At 64.6% G+C, this 22,938-nt stretch carries 21 protein-coding genes; 13 read left to right on the plus strand and 8 right to left on the minus strand.

Annotation, left to right across the window (positions count from 1 at the left end):
* Nucleotides 1-66: 66 nt before the first annotated feature.
* The 12 genes from FJ417_RS12125 (at nt 67) to FJ417_RS12180 (ending at nt 13,636) form a co-directional block, all read left to right on the plus strand.
* A complete protein-coding gene (locus FJ417_RS12125; protein ID WP_246687442.1) occupies nt 67-1,131 on the plus strand; it encodes a substrate-binding domain-containing protein in 1,065 nt (354 codons plus the stop codon).
* Between the two features lie 68 nt (nt 1,132-1,199).
* Nucleotides 1,200-2,267, plus strand: coding sequence for a substrate-binding domain-containing protein (locus FJ417_RS12130; RefSeq protein ID WP_140783588.1), 1,068 nt, complete (start codon nt 1,200-1,202; stop codon nt 2,265-2,267).
* A 167-nt stretch (nt 2,268-2,434) separates the two neighbouring features.
* The gene (locus FJ417_RS12135; RefSeq protein ID WP_140783589.1) at nt 2,435-3,937 is read left to right on the plus strand and encodes a sugar ABC transporter ATP-binding protein; all 1,503 of its coding nucleotides are present in this window, start codon (nt 2,435-2,437) and stop codon (nt 3,935-3,937) included.
* Between the two features lie 42 nt (nt 3,938-3,979).
* Nucleotides 3,980-4,969: an ABC transporter permease gene (locus FJ417_RS12140; RefSeq protein WP_246672256.1), complete on the plus strand. Its 990-nt coding sequence runs from the start codon at nt 3,980-3,982 to the stop codon at nt 4,967-4,969.
* Nucleotides 4,966-5,934, plus strand: a complete 969-nt coding sequence (locus tag FJ417_RS12145) for an ABC transporter permease (RefSeq protein ID WP_140783590.1) — start codon at nt 4,966-4,968, stop codon at nt 5,932-5,934. The genes FJ417_RS12140 and FJ417_RS12145 overlap by 4 nt, the downstream gene beginning before the upstream one ends.
* A 2-nt stretch (nt 5,935-5,936) precedes the next feature.
* The gene (locus FJ417_RS12150) at nt 5,937-6,818 is read left to right on the plus strand and encodes an SMP-30/gluconolactonase/LRE family protein (protein ID WP_140783591.1); all 882 of its coding nucleotides are present in this window, start codon (nt 5,937-5,939) and stop codon (nt 6,816-6,818) included.
* Between the two features lie 265 nt (nt 6,819-7,083).
* Nucleotides 7,084-8,124 carry a proline racemase family protein gene (locus FJ417_RS12155; protein ID WP_140783592.1) on the plus strand — a complete coding sequence of 347 codons (1,041 nt, stop codon included), beginning with the start codon at nt 7,084-7,086 and terminating at the stop codon, nt 8,122-8,124.
* A 217-nt stretch (nt 8,125-8,341) separates the two neighbouring features.
* Nucleotides 8,342-9,334 carry a cell division protein FtsZ gene (gene ftsZ, locus FJ417_RS12160; protein WP_040996104.1) on the plus strand — a complete coding sequence of 331 codons (993 nt, stop codon included), beginning with the start codon at nt 8,342-8,344 and terminating at the stop codon, nt 9,332-9,334.
* Between the two features lie 218 nt (nt 9,335-9,552).
* Nucleotides 9,553-9,840 carry a YciI family protein gene (locus FJ417_RS12165; RefSeq protein WP_140651249.1) on the plus strand — a complete coding sequence of 96 codons (288 nt, stop codon included), beginning with the start codon at nt 9,553-9,555 and terminating at the stop codon, nt 9,838-9,840.
* Between the two features lie 14 nt (nt 9,841-9,854).
* Nucleotides 9,855-10,916: a maleylacetate reductase gene (locus FJ417_RS12170; protein WP_140783593.1), complete on the plus strand. Its 1,062-nt coding sequence runs from the start codon at nt 9,855-9,857 to the stop codon at nt 10,914-10,916.
* Nucleotides 10,917-10,947: 31 nt separating this feature from the next.
* Nucleotides 10,948-11,856, plus strand: a complete 909-nt coding sequence (locus FJ417_RS12175; RefSeq protein WP_140706670.1) for an intradiol ring-cleavage dioxygenase — start codon at nt 10,948-10,950, stop codon at nt 11,854-11,856.
* A gap of 88 nt (nt 11,857-11,944) precedes the next feature.
* On the plus strand, nt 11,945-13,636 hold the full coding sequence (locus FJ417_RS12180; RefSeq protein ID WP_140783594.1) for an extracellular solute-binding protein: 1,692 nt from the start codon (nt 11,945-11,947) through the stop codon (nt 13,634-13,636).
* Nucleotides 13,637-13,810: 174 nt separating this feature from the next.
* Here the strand turns inward: FJ417_RS12180 and FJ417_RS12185 are convergent, their stop codons facing one another.
* From FJ417_RS12185 to FJ417_RS12215, 7 genes are all read right to left on the minus strand, one after another.
* Nucleotides 13,811-14,617 carry an SDR family oxidoreductase gene (locus FJ417_RS12185; protein WP_140783595.1) on the minus strand — a complete coding sequence of 269 codons (807 nt, stop codon included), beginning with the start codon at nt 14,615-14,617 and terminating at the stop codon, nt 13,811-13,813.
* 11 nt (nt 14,618-14,628) lie between these two features.
* A complete protein-coding gene (locus tag FJ417_RS12190; RefSeq protein ID WP_210240644.1) occupies nt 14,629-15,486 on the minus strand; it encodes a sugar phosphate isomerase/epimerase family protein in 858 nt (285 codons plus the stop codon).
* Nucleotides 15,487-15,496: 10 nt separating this feature from the next.
* Entirely contained in the window at nt 15,497-16,294 is a 798-nt protein-coding gene (locus FJ417_RS12195; protein ID WP_181166957.1) for an SDR family oxidoreductase, read from the minus strand.
* 73 nt (nt 16,295-16,367) lie between these two features.
* Nucleotides 16,368-17,345: a sugar ABC transporter substrate-binding protein gene (locus FJ417_RS12200; protein ID WP_140783598.1), complete on the minus strand. Its 978-nt coding sequence runs from the start codon at nt 17,343-17,345 to the stop codon at nt 16,368-16,370.
* Between the two features lie 88 nt (nt 17,346-17,433).
* Entirely contained in the window at nt 17,434-18,417 is a 984-nt protein-coding gene (locus tag FJ417_RS12205) for an ABC transporter permease (RefSeq protein WP_140783599.1), read from the minus strand.
* Between the two features lie 4 nt (nt 18,418-18,421).
* Nucleotides 18,422-19,387, minus strand: coding sequence for an ABC transporter permease (locus FJ417_RS12210; protein WP_246687443.1), 966 nt, complete (start codon nt 19,385-19,387; stop codon nt 18,422-18,424).
* 35 nt (nt 19,388-19,422) lie between these two features.
* Nucleotides 19,423-20,925 carry a sugar ABC transporter ATP-binding protein gene (locus FJ417_RS12215; RefSeq protein ID WP_140783600.1) on the minus strand — a complete coding sequence of 501 codons (1,503 nt, stop codon included), beginning with the start codon at nt 20,923-20,925 and terminating at the stop codon, nt 19,423-19,425.
* 81 nt (nt 20,926-21,006) lie between these two features.
* Here FJ417_RS12215 and FJ417_RS33100 point away from each other — a divergent pair, with 81 nt between their 5' ends.
* Entirely contained in the window at nt 21,007-21,150 is a 144-nt protein-coding gene (locus tag FJ417_RS33100) for a hypothetical protein (RefSeq protein ID WP_181183205.1), read from the plus strand.
* On the opposite strand, the gene FJ417_RS12220 is transcribed toward FJ417_RS33100, so the two are convergent.
* On the minus strand, nt 21,147-22,643 hold the full coding sequence (locus FJ417_RS12220; RefSeq protein WP_140783601.1) for an aldehyde dehydrogenase family protein: 1,497 nt from the start codon (nt 22,641-22,643) through the stop codon (nt 21,147-21,149). The genes FJ417_RS33100 and FJ417_RS12220 overlap by 4 nt on opposite strands.
* Between the last annotated feature and the right edge of the window lie 295 nt (nt 22,644-22,938).

The following is a 22,938-nucleotide window of genomic DNA, read 5'->3' on the forward strand; positions in this document are numbered from 1 at the left end:
GAGGCCCGGTGTCTGATCAAGATGGCGCAGTCCATCGCCAGCCGGGAGGAACATAGGGAGGAGACAATGCAGTCGAGGAGCCTGTGCGCCGGCTTGGTCGCACTTGCCGGATTCGCAGCCTGCGCTGGAGCGACATCCGGCCATGCCGAAGCCAAGAAGACCTACGCCATCTACCTTTCCAACAATTTTGTCGGCAATGACTGGCGCCAGCAAATGGAGCGCGTCGCCAATGTCGCGGTCAACAAGGGGCCGCTGAAAGGCCGCGTCGACCTCAAGATCGAAAATGCCGAAAACACGGTCCAGGCGCAGATCAATTCCCTGAACAACATCATCCGCCAGAAGCCCGACGCGATCCTGATCGACGCGTCGTCGGCCGAGGCTCTCAATCCAACGATCAAGAAAGCCTGCGACGCCGGCATAATCGTCGTCAGCTTCGACCAGACCGTGTCGGCCGAATGCGCCTACAAGCTGCATTCCGACTTCAACATCATGGCCAACAACCAGGCCGAATGGATGGCCTCCATGCTCGGCGGCAAGGGCAAGGTCTTCATGGACCGGGGCCTCGCAGGCGCGCCGATATCCGAGCAGTTCGAAAAGAATTTCGGCGCCGTGCTCAAGAAATATCCCGGCATCGAGATCGTTGGCTATTTCAACGGCAACTACGCCGCAGGGCCCGAACAGGAGGGCGTGGCGAGCCTGCTCGCCGCGCACCCGGAGGTCGACGGCATCTTCTCGCAAGGCTACGGCACCGGCGCCATCAAGGCGCTGCAGAATGCCGACCGGCCGATGGTGCCGGTCGTCGCCGCCGCCTTCAACGGCACCGGCGTCAGCTGCGCCGAGACCAAGGGAGCGAAATGCTGGCTCGGCGCCAATCCGCCGTCCCTGTCCGCCGAAGCGATCAAGCTCGCCGTCGACATTCTCGATACCGGCAAGAAGCCGGCCGACACGACCGTGCTGTTCAATTCGCCCGGCCTGACCACGGATATGGTCGATGCCAAATACGCGCCGAATTCCTCGGCCGTGAAGATCGAACTCGGCAAGACCGTGTTCCCCGATCTGGCGCCGGGCCTTTCGCTGCCGGTATCGCCAAGCTGGGTGGAGATCACGCCCAAGGAGGCCTCGGGAAGCTGATTTGATGAGGGCAGGGGCACCGTATCGCGGCGCCACGATTTCGAAACGAAAAACGGGAGGAGAAAATCATGAAATTATTGAGCCGTTACACCGGCCTTGCAGCGCTTGCAGCCACCATGATGGCGGTTGGCATGCAGGCCGGCCATGCCGAAGACAAGAAGCCCTACACCATCTATCTCTCCAACAATTTCGTCGGCAATGACTGGCGCCAGCAGATGGAGCGCGTCGCCACCGTGTCGGTCAACAAGGGGCCGCTGAAAGGCCGCGTCGACCTCAAGATCGAGAATGTCGAGAACACTGTACAGGCGCAGATCAACTCGCTGAACAACATCATCCGCCAGAAGCCGGACGCGATCCTGGTCGATGCCGGTTCGGATTCGGCGCTCAACCCCACCATCAAGAAGGCCTGCGACGCCGGCATCGTCGTCATCAGCTTCGACCAGGTGGTGACCGAGCCTTGCGCCTATGCCGTCGCTTCCGATTGGGACCGCATTCCCGCCGTCATGGCCGAGTGGATGGCCACCCAGCTTGGCGGCAAGGGCAACATCATCCTCGACCGCGGCCTCGCCGGCGCACCGATCTCGGCGCAATTGCAGGGTGGGTACGAAAAGGTGCTGGCCAAATATCCCGACATCAAGGTTGTCGGCTATTACAACGGCAATTACGCGCTCGGTCCGGAACAGTCCGGCGTGGCGGCACTGCTTGCCGCCAATCCGAAGATCGACGGCATCATGACGCAAGGCTACGGTTCGGGCGCCATCCAGGCGCTGAAGGACGCCGGCCGGCCGATCGTCCCGGTCGTCGGCTTCTCCTACAATGTCGCGGCCGTCACCTGCGCGCAGACGCAAGGCGCCAAATGCATCCTCGGCTCGAATCCGGCCTATCTTTCCTCCGAAGCGATCAAGCTGGCGGTCGATATGCTGGACACCGGCAAGAAGCCGGCCGAACGCTCGGTGTCGGTCAAGGGTGATTTCGTGACGACCGATCCTTTCGAGTCGAAGCTTTATCCGGGCACCAAGATGATCAAGATCGCGGTCGGCGAAAATGCCTTCCCCGACCAGGCGCCCGGCCTGACGCTGCCGATCACGCCCGATTGGGTCGAGATCACCGCCGCGGAAGCCGCCGGCAGCAAGTAACATCCGGTTCCACGATCCTGTCTCCCGGCATCGAGCGATGCCGGGAGACCTTTTCGAGCAATTCCAAGAAAAGTGTGAGCGGTTTTCCGTCCGGAATTGCGTAAAAACAAAGAGATAGAGCGGTTCGCCGTTTCCTTGAAACGGTGAAACGCTCTGGAAAGCGGCCCATGGATCTCGTCACCGTCAACGGTCTGTCAAAACGCTATGGCGGCATCGTTGCGCTGAGCGAAGCTGCATTCAGCGCCCGCGCCGGCGAGGTGCACGCGCTGCTCGGGGAGAACGGAGCGGGCAAAAGCACCTTCATCCAGATCCTGTCGGGAGCGGTGCAGCATGACGGCGGCTCCATCCTCGTCGATGGCCAGGACTATCGGCCCGCGAACCCGGATGCCGCGCAGGCGCGCGGCATTGCCGCCGTCTTCCAGGAACTGTCGCTCATCCCCGATCTCAGCGTCGAGCAAAACATCTGGTTCCGGCACGAGCCAAGGACATGGCTTGGTACCGTCAACCGCGCGGAAATGCGCCGCGGGACGCTGGCGCTCCTGGAGAAATACGATTTCCCGGCGCCGCGTCCCGAACAGGAATTGCGGCGGCTGACGCTGGCCGAACGGCAGATCGTCGAGATCGCCAAGGGCCTGGCCAAGAACCCGCGCATCCTCATCCTCGACGAGGCGACTTCGGCGCTGCCGGCGCGGGAGGCTGAATGGCTGTTGAAGCTCACCCGGCAACTTGCCGCCGAAGGCAGGCTGGTCATCTTCATCTCGCATCGCATGGCCGAGGTGCGCGCCATCGCCGACCGGCTGACGATCTTCCGCAATGGCAGCACTGTCGCCGCGCATGAGGCCGCTGCCGTCTCCGACGACGAGATCGTCACCCAGATGATCGGCCGCCATCTCGACCGGCTCTATCCCGAGCGCGTGCCGACGATGACCGATCGCGTCGCGCTCAAGGTCGCAAACCTCGCCAGCGGCAGCCGTCTCTCAGGGGTCGACTTTTCGCTTCGCGAGGGCGAGGTGCTCGGCGTCGGCGGCTTGCAGGGCCACGGCCAGCGCGAATTGTTCCAGGCGCTGTTCGGCGCCACAAAGGCGAGCGGCACGATCGAGCTCTGGGGCAAGCCCGCGGCGATCGGCAATCCGCGCCAGGCGCTGACCGGCAAGGATGGCATCGCGCTGGTGCCGGAAGACCGGCGCGGCCAGGGCCTGCTCTTGACCAAGAGCGTACGCGAGAACCTGACGCTGTCGGTCATCAAGCGCTTCACCGAAAATGGCCTGCTCAGCCGGCAGAAGGAAGCGGCCCTGGTCAAGGAGATGGTCGATTTCCTGCGCATCAAGGCGGGCACGCCGGAGCAGCTTGCCGGAACGCTGTCCGGCGGCAACCAGCAGAAGGTGATCTTCGGCAAGATGCTTCTGACGCAAGCGCGCGTGCTCCTGCTCTACGATCCTACACGCGGCGTCGATGTCGGCACCAAGGGCGAGATCTTCCAGCTGATGCGCGATCTCGCCGCCAAGGGCTACGCGATCCTGTTCCATTCGAGCGACATGCCAGAGCTCGTCCATGTCGCCGACCGCGTGCTGGTCATGCGCAACGGCCGTATCGCCGCGACGCTGGAGGGCGAGCATATTTCGGAGGAGGAAATCCTGCGCGCCGCCATGCTTGAAACCAGGGCGGCCTGAGGCATGGTGATGTCCGCGGAGCAAACTGTGGAAAGGGCGCGAATGCCGGCGCGAACCAAGGACAGCAGGCCAGGCATGGATTGGCGCGGCCGCGCGCTCGACCGCGCGCCATTCCTCGTCGCCTGCCTGATGCTGGCCTTGATCGTCGCCATCTATGGCAGCCTGCAGTCCGGCGTCTTCAGCCTGGACGAGCTCAATCTCGATACGGCGGCGGCGATGACGCTGATGCTGGCGGCGACCGGACAGACCATCGTTCTGGTGCGCGGCGGCATCGATCTGTCGATCGGCGGCATGATCAGCCTCGGCACGGTGATCGCGGCGACGCGTTTCACCGACGATCCTTCGACCACGGCGTTCTGGGCGCTGGCCATACTGGCGCTCGGTTTCCTCATCGGCGCGCTCAACGGCCTGCTGATCTCGCTGCTCAAGCTGCAGCCTTTCCTGGTGACGCTCGCCACCTGGTCGATCCTCAATGGCGTCGCCATGATCATCCTGCCGACCGATGGCGGCAGCGTTCCCGGTTGGTGGGTCGGATTTGCCTCGGTGCAACTCCTCGGCCTGACCAGCCCGGTCTGGATGTTGCTGGCGCTGCTCGTGTTCTGGTGGTGGTTCCGTGCGACGCGCGTCGGCATCACCATCCAGGCCTCCGGCTCCAACGAGAAATCGGCGTTTCTGTCGGGGGTTTCCATCACGCGCGTCAACATCGTCACCTACGGCCTGTCAGGTCTGTTCGCCGCGGGCGCGGCGCTGTTTCTGATAACACAGACCGGCGCCGGTTCGCCGACCATCGGCAAGGACTACATCCTGCCTTCCGTGGCGGCCGCGGTCATCGGCGGCGTCAGCCTGTTCGGCGGTCGCGGCCATCTCGCCGGCACGCTGATCGGCGCTTTCGTGCTTACCCTCATCGGCAATCTGGTCTTCGTCCTGCACGTGTCGAGCTATTGGCAACCGGTCGCGTCCGGCATCATCCTGCTGCTCTCGGTGCTCGCAAGCTCGATCGCCGAAAAGGCCGCGAGGAACCGCGTCCAATGAGCGCTTTCCTCGCCCGCAACCGCCTCATCGTGCTTGCCTATGCCGGCATGGTCGTGCTGCTCCTGGTCACGGCGATTTTCTCGCCTGGCTTCCTCTCGGTCTCCAACATGCGCTCGACCGTGGTGCTGGCGGCCTTCGTCGGCATCGTCGCGCTCGGCCAGACCTTCGTCATCATCGGCGGCGGCATCGACCTGTCGGTGCCCTGGGTGCTGAATTCCGTGGCGATCGTGATGGCGCTGCTCTGCGGCGGGCAGGATCTGCCGCTTATCTGGGTCGTGCCGCTGCTGCTTGCCGGCGGCGCCTTCATCGGGCTCATCAACGGCGTCGGCGTCGCCCAGTTCGGAGTGCCGCCGATTATCATGACCTTGGCCACCAATGTCATCCTGCAGGGCCTGATCCTGGTGCTGACCGGCGGTTCGCCGACGCCGTCCGCGCCGGCGCTGATCCAGTTCCTGTCGGTCGGGCGCATCGGCGGCTTACCGGTCATAGCGCTGATCTGGCTCGCGCTGACGCTGGTCGCCACGCTGCTGCTCTCCAAGGCCGCGTTCGGACGTCATCTCTATGCGCTGGGAACCAGCGCGACCGTCGCCGAATTCTCCGGCGTGCCGACCGCGCGCACCACCATTTTGACCTACGTCATCTCCGGCCTCACCGCCGCTTTCGCCGGCATGCTTTTGACCGGCTATTCCGGCCAGGCCTATCTCGGCATGGGCGATGCCTATCTGTTCACCTCGATCGCGGCGGTCGCCATCGGCGGCGCTTCGATCCTCGGCGGCAGCGGGCACTATCTCGGCACCGTCGCTGGCGCCATGGTGCTGACCATCCTCACCGGGCTCCTACCGGCGCTCAACCTGTCGAGCGGCGCGTTGCTGGTCGTCTACGGCGCCGTGATCCTGATCACCGTGTCGATCGGCAGCGAGACCTTCGCCGGACTCGGCGGCAGAATTCGCGGCAGAAGGGCTTGAGCATGGTCGAAATCACTTGCGTCGTCGATGCCGGAGCAGAGCTGGGCGAGGGCACGCTCTGGGATCCTAAGGCCGGCGTGCTCTGGTGGATCGACATCTGGAAGAAGCTGATCCACCGCTACGACCCGTCGACCGGCAAGGACGAGGTGTTCGAGACGCCGGAATATCTCGGTTGCCTCGGCCTGCGCGAAAAAGGCGGCCTGGTGCTGACCATGACCGACGGTTTTCATTTCTTCGACCCTGCGACGGGTGTGTTCGAAGCGATCGTCGACCCGGAAGCACATATGCCGAAGACCCGTTTCAATGATGGCAAGCCGGACCGGCAGGGGCGGTTCTGGTCAGGCTCGATGTTCGAGGTGCCCGGCAAGCCGATCGAATTCATCGGCGCGCTATACCGGCTCGATCCCGATCTTTCGGTGCACAAGATCATCGACGGCATCGGCTGCTCCAATGGGCTCGCCTGGAGCCCGGATTCGAAGACCATATATTTCTCCGACAGCCATGCCGGCGCGGTGTGGGCCTATGATTTCGACCCCGCCACCGGCGACATCGAGAACCGCCGTACCTTCGTCGACATGACGGTCACCGGCGGCGTCGCCGACGGAGCTACGGTCGATGTCGAAGGCTGCTACTGGGTGACCATCCCGGTGACCAGCAAGGTCTGCCGCTACGATCCGACCGGCAAACTGATGCAGACGGTGCTCTTGCCGACCGACCTGCCGACCTGCTGCGAGTTCGGCGGCAAGGACCTCGATATCCTCTATGTCACCTCTGCCGTGCTCAAGCGTCCTGCCAGCCACTTCGTCGGCCAGAAGCATCCGGGCGGCCTGTTTGCGCTCGATGTCGGCGTCAAGGGTCTGACGCTGCCGGCATTCAAGGGATAGCGCCGGCAATCAAGGCGCGACATCGCGGGCGGCGCCTCGACCTTGCGCGCCGAGATCGTCCCGTCGCCATAGGCGGGTTGGCATTCACAGCGCGGGGTGCGTGCCAGCCACCAGAGGAATTTTCCGCGATTTCGGCGTGCAGCTGGAAAAACGTTGGCGGTCATTCGCGGAATCTCCTTGAGGCTGGCGTGCGGATTGATCAGTTTGTCCCCAAGCAGGACCACTTGCCAGGCGGATAGTCGCGGCGGACAGGGAGAGAACAGCAATGCGCACCAAAACCAGCATCCGCGTCGTCGGCTGCCACGCCGAGGGCGAGATCGGCGATGTCATCGTGGGCGGCGTGTTGCCGCCCGCGGGCCGCACGATGATGGAAAAGATGATCACGATGGAACGCGATCACGACCATATCAGGCGCATGCTGATCTGCGAGCCGCGCGGCAGCGTTGCCCGGCATGTCAATCTCCTGGTGCCCTCGACGCGCGAGGATTGCGCCGCGGGCGCCATCATCATGGAGCCGACCGAATATCCGCCGATGTCCGGCTCCAACACGATCTGCGTCGCCACGGTGTTGCTCGAGACCGGCATGGTGCCGATGCAGGAGCCCGAGACGCGCTTCAAGCTGGATATGCCCGGCGGCGTCATCGAGGTGCGCGCCGAATGCAGCGACGGCAAATGCCTGTCGATCACGCTGCGCAATGCCCCCGCCTTCGCCGAGCGCCTCGATGCCGATATCGAGGTGGAAGGGCTCGGCACGATCAAGGTCGATATTGCCTATGGCGGCATGTTCTACGCGATTGTCGATGCGCCCGCGCTCGGCTTCTCGGTCACCCCCGACGAGGCCCGCGAATTGGCCGTGGCCGGCGAGAAGGTCCGCCGCGCGGCGCGCGAGCAGCTCGATGTCGTGCATCCGCAGTTCGACAATGTGCGCGGTGTGTCGATCGTGCAGTTCGCCATGCCGTTCCAGGGGCCGGGCAACGTCACGCGCAACACCTGCATCGTCTCGCCAGGACGCTCGGACCGCAGCCCGACAGGAACCGGCACCTCGGCCCGCATGGCCGTGCTGCAGGCGCGAGGCCAGATGAAGGCCGGCGAGGTGCTGATCCATGAATCGATCATCGGCTCGCGCTTCACCGGCAAGATCCTCGAACTCACCGAAGTCGCCGGACGCAAGGCGATCGTGCCGCAGATAACCGGCAGGGCCTGGATCACAGGAGAGCACAATTACTATCTCGATCCGACGGATCCCTATCCGCAAGGCTATGTGCTGTCGGACACCTGGGGCACCTCGACTTCGGTGACGCAATAGAATTTCTTGCAGCGCGCCGGCTCGGATCACTCGAGCGCCCGGACGCTTCCAGCTCTTGGCCGGGGCGTTTGCGCTTGCAGAATGTCAGCGGACCTTGCAGGGAGGCGCCTGCTCTGATTCCCTGCGGTTGGTGGGGGTCGCCTGATTCGTGTGCTTGCTTCGGTTCCGCATGATCGTGCGGCGGAGCCGCAGGTGCCTTCGGTAGAAAGATGAGAACATGACCGCCAAGCCGGAAATCCTGGAGATGAGACCCAAGATCACCGTTGTCGGGGTCGGCGGCGCCGGCGGAAACGCCGTCAACAACATGATCGCCGAAGGGCTGCAGGGCGTCGAGTTCGTCGTCGCCAACACCGACGCCCAGGCGCTCACCATGTCGAAGTCGTCGCGGCTGATCCAACTGGGCGCGCATGTGACCGAGGGGCTGGGCGCCGGGTCCTTGCCCCAGGTCGGGAGCGCTGCCGCGGAAGAATCCATCGACGAGATCATGGATCACCTTGCGGGAACGCATATGTGCTTCATCACCGCCGGCATGGGCGGCGGCACGGGGACGGGTGCGGCGCCCGTGATCGCGCGTGCCGCGCGCGACGCCGGCATCCTGACGGTGGCCGTCGTCACCAAGCCTTTCGTGTTCGAGGGCAAGCGCAGGACGCAGGCGGCCGAGGAAGGCATCGAACGCCTTCGCGAGAGCGCCGATACCGTGATCGTCATCCCGAACCAGAACCTCTTCAGGGTCGCCGACGCCAGGACCACATTCGCCGACGCCTTCGCCATGGCGGATCGCGTTCTCTACGCGGGTGTAGGCTGCATCACCGATCTCATCGTCAAGGAAGGCCTGATCAATCTCGATTTCGCCGACGTGAAGTCGGTGATGCGGGACATGGGCCGGGCGATGATGGGAACCGGCGAGGCCTCCGGGGAGGGGCGCGCCAAGATCGCGGCCGAGGCGGCGATCGCCAATCCGCTCCTCGATGAAGCTTCCATGTCCGGCGCCAGGGGGCTGCTCGTGTCGATCTGCGGCGGCATGGACATGACGCTGTTCGAGGTCGACGAAGCCGCGACGCGGATACGCGAAGAGGTCGACGCCGATGCCGACATCATCGTCGGCGCCATCTTCGACCAGGCGTTGGCGGGAAAGTTCCGCGTGTCCGTCGTCGCGACCGGACTGCGCAAGAGCGCCGACATCGCGCAATTCGAGCAGAGGATCGCCTGAGACCACAGGGATCTCGCGGCTGCGCTAGCCCTCGACGGCACGATGCAATCGGCCGGTATCCGTTTCCGGCGGCGAACAATCACGACCGCATGGACCCATATCTGTCCAGTTTGGACAAATTCATCGGTCCGTTCGACGGGAGTCGATTTAAGTTCCGGCAGGGAGGAGTAGAACTTAGCGACGATCGATGAAGCGTCGCGCCCCCCGGGAGGACTATCTTGCTCTTTGCCGTCCACTGTCTCGACCATGCCGATGCGCTTGCGCGCCGGCTTGCCAATTACGATGCCCACAAGGCCTATCTTGCCGCCGGATCGGTCGCGACTGTAATCTCCGGGCCGCTGGTCGCTGCGGACGGTGCGACCATGATCGGCTCGCTCTTCGTGTTTTCCGCGGACAGCATCGAAGATGTGAAGGCGTTCAACGCCGCCGACCCGTTCAATGCCGCCAATGTCTGGCAAAGCGTCAGCATCAATCCCTTCCTGCTGCGTGTCGACAATCGCGGCTGACGGGGAGAGGCTCGATGAAAAGCTTCGTCTATAATGGCCAGCCGGCGCGCGTCGTCTTCGGATCTGGCACCATTGCAAGGCTGCCGGAGGAGATCGACCGTCTGGGGCTGAAGCGTGTGCTCGTGTTGGCAACGCCGCCGCAGGAGGCGGACGCGCGGCGTCTGGCCGGATCGCTTGGCGGCACCGCGGCCGGGGTCTATGCCGGGGCGACGATGCATACGCCCGTGTCCGTGACCGAGGACGCGCTGCGGGTCGTGGCGGAACTCGAGGCCGACGGGCTGGTCGCGGTCGGCGGCGGCTCCACGACGGGCCTCGCCAAGGCGATCGCGTTGCGCACCGACCTGCCGCAGATCGTGATGCCGACGACCTATGCGGGCTCGGAAATGACACCCATCCTCGGCGAGACGAAGGATGGCGTGAAGGTCACCCAGTCGAGCCCGCGGGTGCTGCCGGAAGTGGTCATCTACGACGTCGATCTGACGATGACGCTTCCTGCCGCGTTGTCGGGGACAAGCGGCATGAACGCCATCGCCCATGCGGTCGAGGCGCTCTACGCGAGGGAAAGCAATCCGGTGATAGATCTGATGGCGGCCGAGGCCATCGGCGCATTGGTGAGCGCGTTGCCGGTCATCGCCGAGAAGCCGCATGACCGCGATGCGCGCTCCAAGGCGCTTTACGGCGCCTGGCTCTGCGGCATCTGCCTCGGCTCGGTCGGCATGGCGCTGCACCACAAACTTTGCCACACGCTGGGCGGCAGTTTCGATCTGCCGCATGCGGAGACCCATACGATCGTGCTGCCGCATGTGCTGGCCTATAACGCCCCCGCCATTCCGGCGGTCATGGAAACCCTGCGGGCCGTGCTGAAGACGAACGACCCGGCGACGGCTCTCTACGATCTTGCGGGCAGGATCGGCGCAAGGCGCGCCCTGTCTGAGATAGGCATGCCGCCCGACGGGATCGACACCGCGACGGACCGCGCGCTGGCCAATCCCTACTGGAACCCGCGGGCGCTGGAGCGGGAACCGATCCGGGCTCTTATCGCGCGCGCCTATGCCGGCGAGCCGCCGCAGGCCTGAGAACCCGAACGTCCCTGGAGGAGTTATCGCCATGACAGGCACCGCAGACGCCGCTCGACCGAAATATCCCTATTTCGAGGAAGAGACCTCGGTCGACGTGGTCAACGCGCGCATGGGGCCGGATGTCGACCCGCGCCTGCGGCAGGTGATGGGCGTGCTGGTGAAGCACCTGCACGCCGCCATCAAGGAGATCGAGCCGACGCATGAGGAGTGGCTGCAAGGCATCAAGTTTCTCACCGATGTCGGCAAGATGTGCTCCGACTGGCGGCAGGAATTCATCCTTCTTTCCGATACGCTTGGCGTTTCGATGCTTGTCGACGCGATCAATCACCGGCGTCCGAACGGCGCCACGGAAAACACCATCCTCGGACCGTTCTATGTGCCGGAGGCCCCGCGCTACGAGCACGGCGCTAACATCTGCCTCGACGGCAAGGGCGAGCCGATGGTGGTGCGCGGTCGCGTGCTCGACACGCAAGGCAAGCCGATCGCCGGCGCGCTGATCGATGTCTGGCAGACCAATGACGACGGCTTCTACGATGTCCAGCAGAAGGACATCCAGCCCGACTGGAATCTGCGCGGGGTCTTCACCGCCGACAAGAAGGGCGAATACTGGTATCGTTCGGTCAAGCCGCGCTACTATCCCATCCCCGACGACGGACCGGTCGGAAAGATGCTCGCCGCGCTCGGGCGTCATCCGAACCGGGCGGCGCATGTGCACTACATCGTCAGCGCGCCGGGTTACGATCCCGTCATCACCCACATCTTCGCGCCCGATTGCCGCTACCTCGCCGAGGACGCCGTCTTCGGCGTGAAGGATTCGCTGATCGCGGATTTCACCAAAGTCACCAACCCGGAAAAGGCGCGCGAGCTCGGTTTCGACGCTCCGTTCTGGTCCGTCGAATGGGATTTCGTCATGGCTCCCAAGACCGCCGGAACTTGAGGCTGGTCAGTTTCGTCCAAATTGGACAAAAGCTGGCGTCGAGCCGCCTGATCGGCGTATCCTTCCGCGCTGGAAGGAGAATGTTCGGATGAACGATCACGAGTTCCTGCGCGTTTATGATTTCGTGGATCGCCTGCGCAGACCTTTCCTCGGCGTGACGGATGTCGAAGACGAGGCCGCCTGGCGCATCATCCACTACCTCATGCGCTCGGAGCTCGAGGGCTATCCGGTGACGATCAGCAAGCTCGCGCTGGTCTCCAATCTCCCTCACGGCACCGCGATCCGGCGCATCCAGGGCATGATCGACGGCGGATTGATCGAAAGGCGGGCGGCTTCCGAAACGGCCAAGCGCTTCACGCTTCACCCGACGGCACGCCTCTCGAACCTCGCCATCAATTATGCGGCGGAGACAAAAGCCCTGATCGCCGAGATCGTCGGCGGCCGTAACAATGAGGAGCATGAGGCCGACTATTATTTCGGCGCCCCGCAGCGCGGCAGTCCGATCATCCCGCCGATCAACCTTTTGACCAACAGGGTCACGAAAGGCGTCGAGCTGCAGTTCCTGCTGAACGACGACAATTACTTCGCCGCCATGCGCAACACGTGGTCGGACTTCCGCAACAATCTGGCGAGCGCCAAGAGCTTCAAGCTGGTGCACCAGAACGATCTTTACCGGGAGGGCCTGGCGAACGGCGCGCGCACCATCTCGGCCTACGACATGATCGCGATCGACATGCCTTGGCTCGGAGAATTCGCGAGCAAGGGACTTGTCCTGCCGATCGGCGAGACGATCCGCGAATCCGGCATCAACCCGATGGATTTCCATCCGTCGATCTGGTCGACGACGACCTGGCAGCGCGTCGAATACGGTGTGCCGATCTATTGCACGATAGAGGTGCTGGCCTGCCGGTCGGATCTCTTCGAAAGCGAGGGGCTGTCGCTGCCGCGCACCTTCGACGACGTCATCAGCGCCGGGCGCGCATTCCACAATCCGGCCGCGGAACGCTACGGCATCGCCTGGAACGCGGCGCACCGGCCGCTGGCATCGAGCTTCATGTTCTTCCTCGGCTGCTGCGGCCAGAGCGTGCTGTCGATCCGCCGCACGCCGACGGGCTATTCCACCGAAAACCTCGATGCGCAGCATATGCGGCCGCAGATCGACAGCGAAGCCGGCCTGCTGGCGCTCGACTACATGCATCGCATGCTGGAGATCGCCCAGCCCGGCGCGCTCGAGGCGCATTGGGACGATTCCTGCGCGGTCTTCCTGCGCGGCCAGAGCGCGATGGGCTATGTCTGGACGATGCGCGCCGCGCAGTTCGAGGCCGAAGTCCGCTCCGCCGTCAAGCGCCGCGTGGCCTACGTTCCACAGCCTTCAGGACCGGGCGGCACCAACACCTCGCCGATCGGCGGGTTCCTGTTGTGCATTCCTTCCAACATCGACCCGAAGCGTCTGCCGCTGGCGGCCGAAGCGCTGGCCTGGATGGCATCGCGCGAGGCCATGAAGGAGCATGTGAAGAACGGCTTTCCCGTCGCGCCGCGTTTCTCGGTCAGCGCGGATCCGGAGGCGATCGGCAGCTCGCAGCTCGTGCGCTTTGTCGGCAGTCTCGCCAACCGCAATCTGCTGCGCAACTGGCAGCGCCCGCCGGTGCCGTTCTACACTGGCATGGAGCGCATCATCGGCGAGGAGGTTCACGACGCGCTTTCCGGCCGCAAATCCGACCGAGCGGCCCTGAAAGACGCCCAGGACCGCATCGAGCGGATCGTCGACCGCGTCGGCTGAATCCGTTTCCTTGCGACGCGCCCTGAAGCAGTTCAGCGTTTGATGAAATCGCGTGCTGCAACTCCTTGTTTTTTGCGCAATTCCAAAGGAGAATCGCAGTGCGGTTCTCCTGAAATCTCTTTGTTTTGACGCAATTCCGGACGGAAAACCGCTCACACTTTTCCGGGAATTGCTTTAGGCGATCGCCCGTATCGAGCCGCCATCCACGCCCCAGACGGAGGAGGTGACGAAGGAGGCGAGATCGGAGGCCAGGAAGACGATGACGTTGGCCACTTCCTCCGGCTTGCCGAGGCGGCCGAGCGGCAGCTGGCGCAGCGACATCTCGTGCTCGACGGCCTTCTGCGGCTCCATATTGTGGAACTTGCCCATGGTTTCGGCAAAGCCGCCGGGCTGGGTCCAGAACGGCGTCCAGATCGGGCCGGGAGCCACGGCGTTGATGCGGATGTTGTTGGCGCCTTCGGTGCGCGCCAGCCCCTTGGTCAGGGCGAGCACTGCCGCCTTGGACGCCGAGTAATCGATCGGAACGCCTTCCGGCTGGCGCGCAAGATCCGAGCCGTTGTTGACGATCGCGCCGTGTCCGTGCTTGCGCATGACCGGCAGGACGACGCGCGTCGTGCGGACATAGCTCATGAAGTTGAGCGAGAAGGTCTTGTCCCACTCGGCGTCGGTCAGTTGGTCGAACGTCCGCACCGCGCCGGCGCCGACATTGTTGACGAGGACGTCGACCGTGCCGCCGAAATGGGCGATCGCGGCTGTAACCTTCTTCTCGATATCCTCAGCCGAGGAAAGATCGGCCTTGAACGTCGCGGCCGTGCCACCGGCAGCCGTGACTGCGGCCGACGTCTCGGCGAGCGCCGCTTCGTCGATGTCGAAAAGCGCCACGCGGCTTGCCTCGCGGCCGAACGCGATCGCCGTTTCGCGGCCGATGCCCTTCGCCGCCCCGGTGATCAGCACCACCTTGCCCTTGAGATTGGTTTCCATTTTGATCCTCCCTATCTTGCGGCGAATTGCGCCATGGTGGTTTCGAACGAGCGTCGCGCCGCCTCTTCGAGCGGCAGCACGCGATGCCTCTTTGAGATCACTTCGACCGAGTAGAAGCCATCGAAGCCGGTCTTGCGGATCGCGTCGATGAAGGCGGGTGGATTGAGCACGCCCTCGCCACAGAGCCGGCGTTCGTAGATCGTGTCTTCCCAAAGCGTGCCGACGACCTTCTCATCCGCGTCGTCGAGCTCGACCGAGACGACATATTGCTTCGGCACGGCGGCCACGGCTTCGTAGGGGATGCCGCCGCGGCCGACATGCCAGATGTCGAGCAGCAGGCCGCCATTGGCCTTCGCCGCGCCTTCGACGATGGCGCGCGCGGTTTCCAGGGTGCGCACGTTGGAGAACGGCATCACCTCCAGCGCGATCCTGGTCCCGTAACGGGCGGCGTCGTCGCAGATCGCGGCGAAGCTGTCCGTGACCTGCCCAAGGTCGATCGTGTCGGCATCGAATTCCGGCGCGATCTTGACGTCGCGGGCGCCGAGCGTCTCCGCCGCCTCGAAGAGCTCGCGCCGAACCTTGTCCGATGCGGCGCGCAGGGTGCCGGACGCGAACCAGTGGGTGATGAACTCCAGCTCGACATGCGGCATGCCATTGGCGTCGAGGATGCGGCGCATCTCCTTCAGGCCGATCTTCTCGCGCGTCGCCTGCAGATCGGCATGGATCAGGCCGACGCCCTTGTATCCGGCCCTGGCCGCCGCCTCGACACGCCGGGCGAACGGAAAGGGGCTGATCTCGTTCGGCGCGAACGGATAGACGTCGCCGGAGATGGTCCAGTAGGCGGCGACGAGTTCAATGGGTTTGCTCATCATGTTCTCCTCAGACCGAGGCGCCTTCCGACCCGGTGCGGAAATCGAAGCTGGTCGTCAGGCCGCCGTCGGCGATGATCTCGGCGCCATTGAGCGCAGTGGAGGCGTCGGAAAGCAGGAAGAGGCCGGCGCGGGCGACCTCGGCCGGATCGAGGATGCGGCCGGCCGGCTGGCGGTTGGCGCGCGCGGCGAGGAAGCGGTCCGGATCGTTGGCGGATTTCATGTGCCGCTCGAAGAGGCCGGCGAGCATCGGCCCGGGGCTCAGCACGTTCGCGCGTATGCCCTGGCGCGCATGGTCCATCGCAACTGTGCGGGTAAGCTGGCGGACCGCGCCCTTCGAGGCGGCGTAGACGGCAAGCTGCTGCTCGGCGAAGGTCGCGTCGATGCTGGCGACCGCCACGATCGGGCCGCCGCCGCGCGCGGTCATCAACGGCAGCATGGCGCGAAAGGCGAGCGCCGTGCCGATGAAATTGACCGACATGGTCCTTTCCATCGCCGCTTTGTCGAATTCGAGGATGGTGCCGACAGTCAGCATGGCCGCCGACGTCACGAGGCCAAGCGTTCCAGGATTTTCCCTGGCGATCATGTCCGTGATGCCGGCCCAGGTCGCCTCGTCGGTAACGTCGCCCCGGACATGCGAATAGCGTTCGCTTGCAAGGCTCTCGGGCGCCGGCGCGAGATCGACGCCGATCGTGCGCACGCCGCTTTCGGTCAGCAGCCGGGCAATGTTAGTACCAAGACCAGAAGCCGTTCCGGAGACCACGACAAGGTCCGGCAAGGCGTTGCTAAAGACTGGCTCCGTGGCCATGGGGTATTCCTCTTTTCTGACGTCGGGAAGGGTGAGGCACGGCGGCGGGCCGCCGTGCCTCGGATGCGGATAATCAGCGGCCGAGCGCGGCGTTGCAGTCGGCGACGTTGGCCTTGGTGATGATCTCGTGCGGCAGGAAGATCTGCTTCTCCACATTCTTGCCGTCGAGGAGATCGGCGACGGCCTGCGCGGCATATTTGCCGTCGTCGATCGGCGACTGCAGGACGGTGGCGTATTGCGTGCCGTCATTGATCTGGTTGACGCCTTCGATCGAACAGTTGGAGCCGACCAGGACCAGGCTTGCCGGATCGATGCCGGCGCGCTTGGCGGCGACGATCACGCCGGACATCATGTTGTCGGCCTGCGCATAGACTCCCTTCACGCTTGAGCCGAGTTGGGTGAAGAGGGCGGCGGCGGCATCCGTCGCCTTGGTCTGGTCCCAGTTGCCGTTCTGCTTGCCGGCCACCTGAATGCCGCTCGCCTTCTTGCCCAGGACATCCTCGAAGCCCTGCGAGCGCTGGATCTGAGGCGGTGTTCCGGGAACGCCCTCGACGATGAAGACCTTGCCGTCGCTGCCGAGCTTCTTGTCGGCGAAACCCTTGATCATGGCCTCGCCGGCGGACTCGCCGTTGCCGATGTCCGACGGGCCGGTGAAGACGTCCCAGAATTGCGAATATTTCTCGTCCGGCCGCGAGTTGGTGATCACCAGCGGGATGCCGGCCTGCTTGATCTTGCGCAGCGACGGCACGATGGCGCTCGCATCCGCGGGCCAAAGCACGATCGCGTCCGGCTTCTGGGCGATCGCCTGGTCGACCTGCGAGGCCTGCTCGGCGGCGTCGTAGTTGTTGATCTTGACCTCGAGATCGATGCCCGCGGCGGCCGCGACCTCCTTGAAGGCGCGCTGGTGGAGCGCGCAATATTCGCATTCTTCCGTGACCGTCAGCAGGATCACCTTCGAGCCCTTGGCCGCGGCGAAGGCCATTCCCGGCGCCATCAGTCCTCCGACGACCGTGGTCGCCAGCAAAAGTTTGGTGAGTTTTGCGAAGTTCATTTTGGTTACTCCTCCCGTTTCAAGGTGCACGTTCCCCCGCACCGCCGATCGGCTCGGCAGCGTTGCAAGGATCCGTCGGTTGTTTCCGCTAGGCGGAATTGGCGGCTCGCGACATTGCGAGCCGTTCGCTCATCCATGCGCCCAACTGTCCGTCGAGCAGCACGATCCCCATCAGCACGAGGCCGTTGGCGAAGAGAATCCCCGTCGCCCCCATGCCGATCAGACTCAGTCCATTGTTCATCACCGTCAGGATCAGCGACCCAAGCAGCACATGCGCCGGCGTTCCCGAACCGCCGCTGAGGGCGACACCGCCGACGATCGCGGCCGAGACGGCCTGCAGCATCAGCGTGCTGCCGGTGGTCGCCGCGGCGCTGGCGAGGCTCATCGACAGCAGGCTTCCCGCGAGCGCGGCCGTGGCGGCGGAAAGCACGAACACGATCACCAGCGAGCGGCCGACCCTGGCGCCGCTCGCTGCCGCGACCTGGGGCTTGCTGCCGACGACGCGGATGTCGCGTCCCATCAGCGTGTAGTGCATGAACAGGCCGACGAGCAGGAAGGCGGCAAGCGTCACGACGCTGCGCCAGGAAAGGACGGTCAGCAGCGGATCGTCCAGGGCCATGCCGAGGTCGAAATTGTCAGTGCTGATGACCTTGCCGCCGGCGAGCCAGAAGGCGAAGCCGGAGAGCGCCATCATCGAGCCGACCGAGACGACGAGCGACGACACCTTGAAGCGGCTGATCACGAAGGCATTGACCAAGCCGACAAGCACGGCGAACGCCAGCGCGGCGAACATGCCATGGACGAGATTGCCGGCGCCGATGACGAGCGTGATCAGGCCGCCCACGGCGACCATCGAGCCGACGCTCAGATCGAACTCGCCGGCAATCATCGTCAACGACAGGCCAAGCGCGACCATGCCGAGCAGCGCGAAGGATTGCATGAGGGCATAGAGATTGCGGCCGCTGATAAAAGCCGGATTCCAGATCGCGAAGGCGGCGACGAGAGCGGCGAGAAGGACAAGGCGCAGCAGCGTCGCGCCGGAGATCATCTTCGACTTGCGGATCGCGGCCATGGTCTTACCTCCTGAAGCCGAGCGCCAGCGCGCCGAGGATCACCGAGCCGATCACCACCAGGCCCTTGACGATGAGCTGGATCTCCAGCGACAGGCCCTTGAGCAAAAGGATGTTGGAGATCATTGCCAGGAATACGGCGCCGATCGCCGCGTCGAGTATCCGGCCCTGGCCGCCCTTGATCGCCACGCCACCGACGAGCACGGCGGCGATCGCGTCGAAATCCAGCCCCGCGCCGAGCTTGAGGTTGCCCTGCGCCGCCTGCGAGCCATAGAGCGCGCCGGCAAAGGCCGCAGCTATGGCGGCGAACATATAGGCAAGCACAAGCGTGCGGCCGACGCGCAGGCCTGTGAAGCTGGCCGCCTTCGGGTTCAGCCCGATCAGGCGAAGCTCCCGGCCGAAGCGGGTCCGCTCGACGATGAAGCTCAGCACGATCGCCGCCAACAGGAAGAGCAGGATCTGATTGGGCAGGCCGAGGGTCCGTCCGACCCCGAGCCAGTTCGCGTCTCCCTGGCCCACGACCGTCAGGCCGCCGGAATAGAACGAGCCGGCGCCGGTGATGATCGAAGCCATCGCTATCGTGGTGATGATCGGATTGGTGCGGAACAGGCCGACGGCGATACCCTGGGCCAACCCGAACAGCCCGCCGATCAGGACCACCAGGATCACGCTCGCGAACAGGCCGAAATGCAGGAAGGATGCAAAAAGAATGGTGGAGACGGCGGCCGTCGCGCCCATCGACAACATGAAGAGATTGCCGGAAAGCGTGATAAGCGCCATGCCGACCGCGGCGATGCCGACCGCGGACGTGGAGTACATGATCGCCGACACATTGGCGCCCGAGGAAAAGCCGGGAATGGTGAATGTTGCCCACAGGGCGAACAGCACCGTGGCTGCCCACACCGCGGTGGACTGGATGCGCTCCGGCCGCATCAGGCTGGCGCCGAGCGCCGCCGCGTCGAATCCGACCAAGGCCCTGCCTCCGCTGCTTATATTGCCGTTGATGCTCATGCCGCCCTCCCGATGTCCGGACCGCGAACGACATCGCCCAGGATGGAATCCATGGTCGTCTCCTCGACCGGCAGGTCACGAACGATCTCGCCGCGGAAGACTGTGATCACGCGCTGCGACAGTTCCCGGATCTCTTCCAGGTCCGTCGAAAAGAACAGGACGACCAACCCCTCGCGGGCGAGCGCCTGGATTTCGCGGTAGATCTCGGTGCGGGCGCCGACATCGACGCCGCGTGTCGGCTCGTTGAGCACCAGGATCCTGGGCGAGAGCGCGACCGACTTGGCGATCGCCACTTTCTGCTGGTTGCCGCCCGAAAGCGTCGACGCCGCAGCCGGCAGCCGGCGGGCGTCGATCTGGAACCGGCGGGCAAGCTCGCCCGCCTGCTTGCGCGCATCGGCGAGCGTCAGGACACCGAAGCGGTTGAGGCGGTCGAGTATCGCCGCTGTGAGGTTGACCTCGATGGGGGCTCCGAGGAAGAGGCTCTTGCCGGCGCGGTCCTCCGAGACATAGGCGATACCGGCACGGCTCGCCGCCGCAATCGAGGTGACCTCGACCGGAGAGCCGCCGACCCTGATCGTGCCGGCGTAGTGTCGCTCCAGGCCTGCCAGCGTTTCGACCAGCGCATTGGCGCCGGAGCCCAACTGACCGATGACGCCGACGATCTCGCCGGCGCGGAAGGCAAGATCGACGGGGCGGTATTTTCCCGCGACGCCAAGTCCCGCCAGCTCGATCACCGTCGCCGCCTCGGGCCCGGCCCGGTCGCGCGTTGCATGCGCCGAGGTTACCTCGCGACCGATCATCTCGGTGACGAGCTCGTCATTGGTCCATTGCGCGGTCGGTTTCGTCAGGATGCGCTGTCCGTTCCGGAACACGGTCGTGCGATCGGTGAGGGCGAAGATCTCCGGCAGGCGATGGCTGATATAGACGACGGCCGTTCCCTTGGCGCGCAGCCAGCGCACCGTGGCGAAGACCCGCTGGATCTCGGCGTCGGAAAGGCTCGCGGTCGGTTCGTCGAGGATGAGCACGCGCGCTCCGCGCATCACAGCGCGGCAGATTTCGAGGAGCTGCTGCTCGGCGATCGACAGGGTTCCGGCCTCGAGGTTGAGCGGAATATCGGACAGCCCGAGCTGATCCAGCGTCTCGCGTGCACGCGCCCTGTAGCGGGCGCGGATGTAGAGCTGGGAGATATCGGGGTCGCCCAGAAGCACATTGTCCAGCACGGACAGATGCGGAATGATCGACAGTTCCTGATAGACGACGGAAACAAGTTTCGGATTGGTGAGCTCGCCTGGCCGCAGAAGCTGTCCATCGACGCGGACCTCGCCTTCGTCCGCAGGCATGAGGCCGGCGATGATACGCACCAGCGTGCTCTTGCCGGCGCCGTTCTCGCCGCAAAGAGCATGGATCTCGCCGGCGTGAAGATCGAAGTCGATGCCTTTCAGCGCATGGACCCCGCCGAACGACTTGCGCAAGTTCGTGACCGTGAGAACGGCTTGCATAGCTTGTGAAACCTCCCAACACCGCGCCTCCGAGCGGTGCCAAAAGGCTTAAACGACAAGTTCGCCGGGGGTCGCGGGTAAATGGTCCACATTGGACTTTCTGTCCTGCCGGCGCATCGTTACCGCGCGGGCTATGTGCAGCACTCCTTCTCGGAGCAACTGATGAACCTGATCCGCGCCGATCTGCGCGAGCTGGCGAGCAGGTCTACGGAGCGCCTTCTTTAGTCGGTCTGGATCCAGACCGCCTTGGTCTCCAGATACTCGTGCAGATGCTCGACGCCGCCCTCGCGCCCGTAGCCGGACATCTTCATGCCGCCGAACGGCACGGCCGGGTCGATGGCGTGATACATGTTGACCCAGACCGAGCCGGCCTTGACGCGACGCGCGAGCTTGTGCGCGGTGCCGAGATTGGTGGTGAATATGCCGGCCGCGAGACCGTAAGGCGTAGCGTTGGCGCGCGCGACGACCTCATCCAGCGTGTCGAAGGGCATCGCCGAGATGACCGGCCCGAAGATCTCTTCCCGCGCGATGGTCATCTTGTCCGACACCGCGCCGAAGACGGTCGGCGCGATGAAGTTGCCGCCGTCATAGAGCTCGCCCGTCAGCCTTGAGCCGCCGGCGACCAGCCTGGCGCCTTCGTCGTTGCCGGCCTTGATGTAGCCTTCCACCTTGCCGGCCTGCCTCGCATTGATCAGCGGCCCGATCTCGGTTTCCGCCTCGATGCCGTGGCCGATGCGCAGCTTGCCGGCGAACTCGGCGACCCGGCGCACGAATTCGTCATGGATCTCGCGCGCCACGAACAGGCATGAGCCGGCAATGCAGATCTGGCCGGAATGCACGAACACCGCCATCGCCGCGACCGGCACGGCCTTGTCGATATCGGCGTCGCGGCAGACGATGATCGGCGACTTGCCGCCAAGCTCCAGCGAGACGCGCTTGAGGTTGGCGACGCCGGCGCGGGCGATGGCCTGGCCGGTCAGCGTCGAGCCGGTGAAGACGATCTTGTTGACGTCGGGATGCTCGGCAAGCCGCGCGCCGGCCTCGGCGCCGGTTCCGGTGACGATGTTGACGACACCGTCGGGCACGCCGGCTTCCTGCATCAACCGTGCGATCAGGAGCGGCGTCAGCGATGCATCCTCCGACGGCTTCAGCACGATGGTGCAGCCGGTCGCCAGGGCCGGCGCGATCTTCCAGATCGAGGCGGCGGTCGGGGCATTCCAGGGGATGATCGCGCCGACGACGCCGACCGGCTCGCGCCGGGTGAAGGTGACGATCTCGCCGGGGATCGAATTGTCGATCGCTTCGCCATGCAGCGCGGTCGCCATGCCGCCATAGAAGCGCAGCATGCCGATGACCCGGCGCCGGTTGGCCAGCGTGCGGGTGATTGGCAACCCCATGTCGAGCGTGTCGGAGACGCTGAGCTCTTCCCAATGTTTCTCGAACAGGTCGGCGATCCGCAAAAGCACGCATTGCCGCTCGTAAGGCGAGAATTTCGACCAGGGGCCTTCGAAGGCCGCGCGCGCCGCGGCCACCGCCGCGTCGATGTCGGCGGCCGACCCGCGCGGCACGGTTGCCAGCACTTCGCCCGTCGCCGGGTTCAGCGCCTGCATCTCCTCACCGGATTGCGCCGCGACCCATTTGCCGCCAATGAACATCGGCCGGAATTCGCCATGGTAGAGCGTGGTGGCCTTCGCCCTCGGGTCGAAGTTCAGGGTCATCGTCTCCTCCTCACGAATTCCGACGCGACTATTACTCCGGCTGCCGGCGACCTCAAACAAGGAAAGCTAAAGGGCGTTCAGATAATCGGACAACGCGCGTCTTCTCCGTCGGCAATGCATCGACAATGGAGAGCTTTGCGGCGAAGCCCGATCTGGCCCCAGTCGGTATTGGGCGGCTGCCGGTGGCACAGGCCGGCAGGCTAACCGGCGGCGGCCTCTTCCATCGCCCGACAGTTTTGCAAGGTGCAAGGTTGCGCCAGGCCCGGCCGGCGGTTATGCCGGTCGATATTTCCAG

The sequence above is a fragment of the Mesorhizobium sp. B3-1-7 genome (genome assembly GCF_006439385.1).
In the GTDB taxonomy this organism is placed as follows: Bacteria; Pseudomonadota; Alphaproteobacteria; order Rhizobiales; family Rhizobiaceae; genus Mesorhizobium.

What these genes read in the sequence shown, in the direction of transcription:
- FJ417_RS33100 (WP_181183205.1), top strand. Translation starts at nt 21,007, where the DNA reads ATGGTCCACATTGGACTTTCTGTCCTGCCGGCGCATCGTTACCGCGCG.
- FJ417_RS12135 (WP_140783589.1), top strand. Translation starts at nt 2,435, where the DNA reads ATGGATCTCGTCACCGTCAACGGTCTGTCAAAACGCTATGGCGGCATC.
- FJ417_RS12190 (WP_210240644.1), bottom strand. Translation starts at nt 15,486, where the DNA reads ATGAGCAAACCCATTGAACTCGTCGCCGCCTACTGGACCATCTCCGGC.
- FJ417_RS12200 (WP_140783598.1), bottom strand. Translation starts at nt 17,345, where the DNA reads ATGAACTTCGCAAAACTCACCAAACTTTTGCTGGCGACCACGGTCGTC.
- FJ417_RS12205 (WP_140783599.1), bottom strand. Translation starts at nt 18,417, where the DNA reads ATGGCCGCGATCCGCAAGTCGAAGATGATCTCCGGCGCGACGCTGCTG.
- FJ417_RS12175 (WP_140706670.1), top strand. Translation starts at nt 10,948, where the DNA reads ATGACAGGCACCGCAGACGCCGCTCGACCGAAATATCCCTATTTCGAG.
- FJ417_RS12170 (WP_140783593.1), top strand. Translation starts at nt 9,855, where the DNA reads ATGAAAAGCTTCGTCTATAATGGCCAGCCGGCGCGCGTCGTCTTCGGA.
- FJ417_RS12140 (WP_246672256.1), top strand. Translation starts at nt 3,980, where the DNA reads ATGCCGGCGCGAACCAAGGACAGCAGGCCAGGCATGGATTGGCGCGGC.
- FJ417_RS12215 (WP_140783600.1), bottom strand. Translation starts at nt 20,925, where the DNA reads ATGCAAGCCGTTCTCACGGTCACGAACTTGCGCAAGTCGTTCGGCGGG.
- FJ417_RS12130 (WP_140783588.1), top strand. Translation starts at nt 1,200, where the DNA reads ATGAAATTATTGAGCCGTTACACCGGCCTTGCAGCGCTTGCAGCCACC.
- ftsZ (WP_040996104.1), top strand. Translation starts at nt 8,342, where the DNA reads ATGACCGCCAAGCCGGAAATCCTGGAGATGAGACCCAAGATCACCGTT.
- FJ417_RS12185 (WP_140783595.1), bottom strand. Translation starts at nt 14,617, where the DNA reads ATGGAAACCAATCTCAAGGGCAAGGTGGTGCTGATCACCGGGGCGGCG.
- FJ417_RS12125 (WP_246687442.1), top strand. Translation starts at nt 67, where the DNA reads ATGCAGTCGAGGAGCCTGTGCGCCGGCTTGGTCGCACTTGCCGGATTC.
- FJ417_RS12150 (WP_140783591.1), top strand. Translation starts at nt 5,937, where the DNA reads ATGGTCGAAATCACTTGCGTCGTCGATGCCGGAGCAGAGCTGGGCGAG.
- FJ417_RS12220 (WP_140783601.1), bottom strand. Translation starts at nt 22,643, where the DNA reads ATGACCCTGAACTTCGACCCGAGGGCGAAGGCCACCACGCTCTACCAT.
- FJ417_RS12195 (WP_181166957.1), bottom strand. Translation starts at nt 16,294, where the DNA reads ATGGCCACGGAGCCAGTCTTTAGCAACGCCTTGCCGGACCTTGTCGTG.
- FJ417_RS12180 (WP_140783594.1), top strand. Translation starts at nt 11,945, where the DNA reads ATGAACGATCACGAGTTCCTGCGCGTTTATGATTTCGTGGATCGCCTG.
- FJ417_RS12145 (WP_140783590.1), top strand. Translation starts at nt 4,966, where the DNA reads ATGAGCGCTTTCCTCGCCCGCAACCGCCTCATCGTGCTTGCCTATGCC.
- FJ417_RS12155 (WP_140783592.1), top strand. Translation starts at nt 7,084, where the DNA reads ATGCGCACCAAAACCAGCATCCGCGTCGTCGGCTGCCACGCCGAGGGC.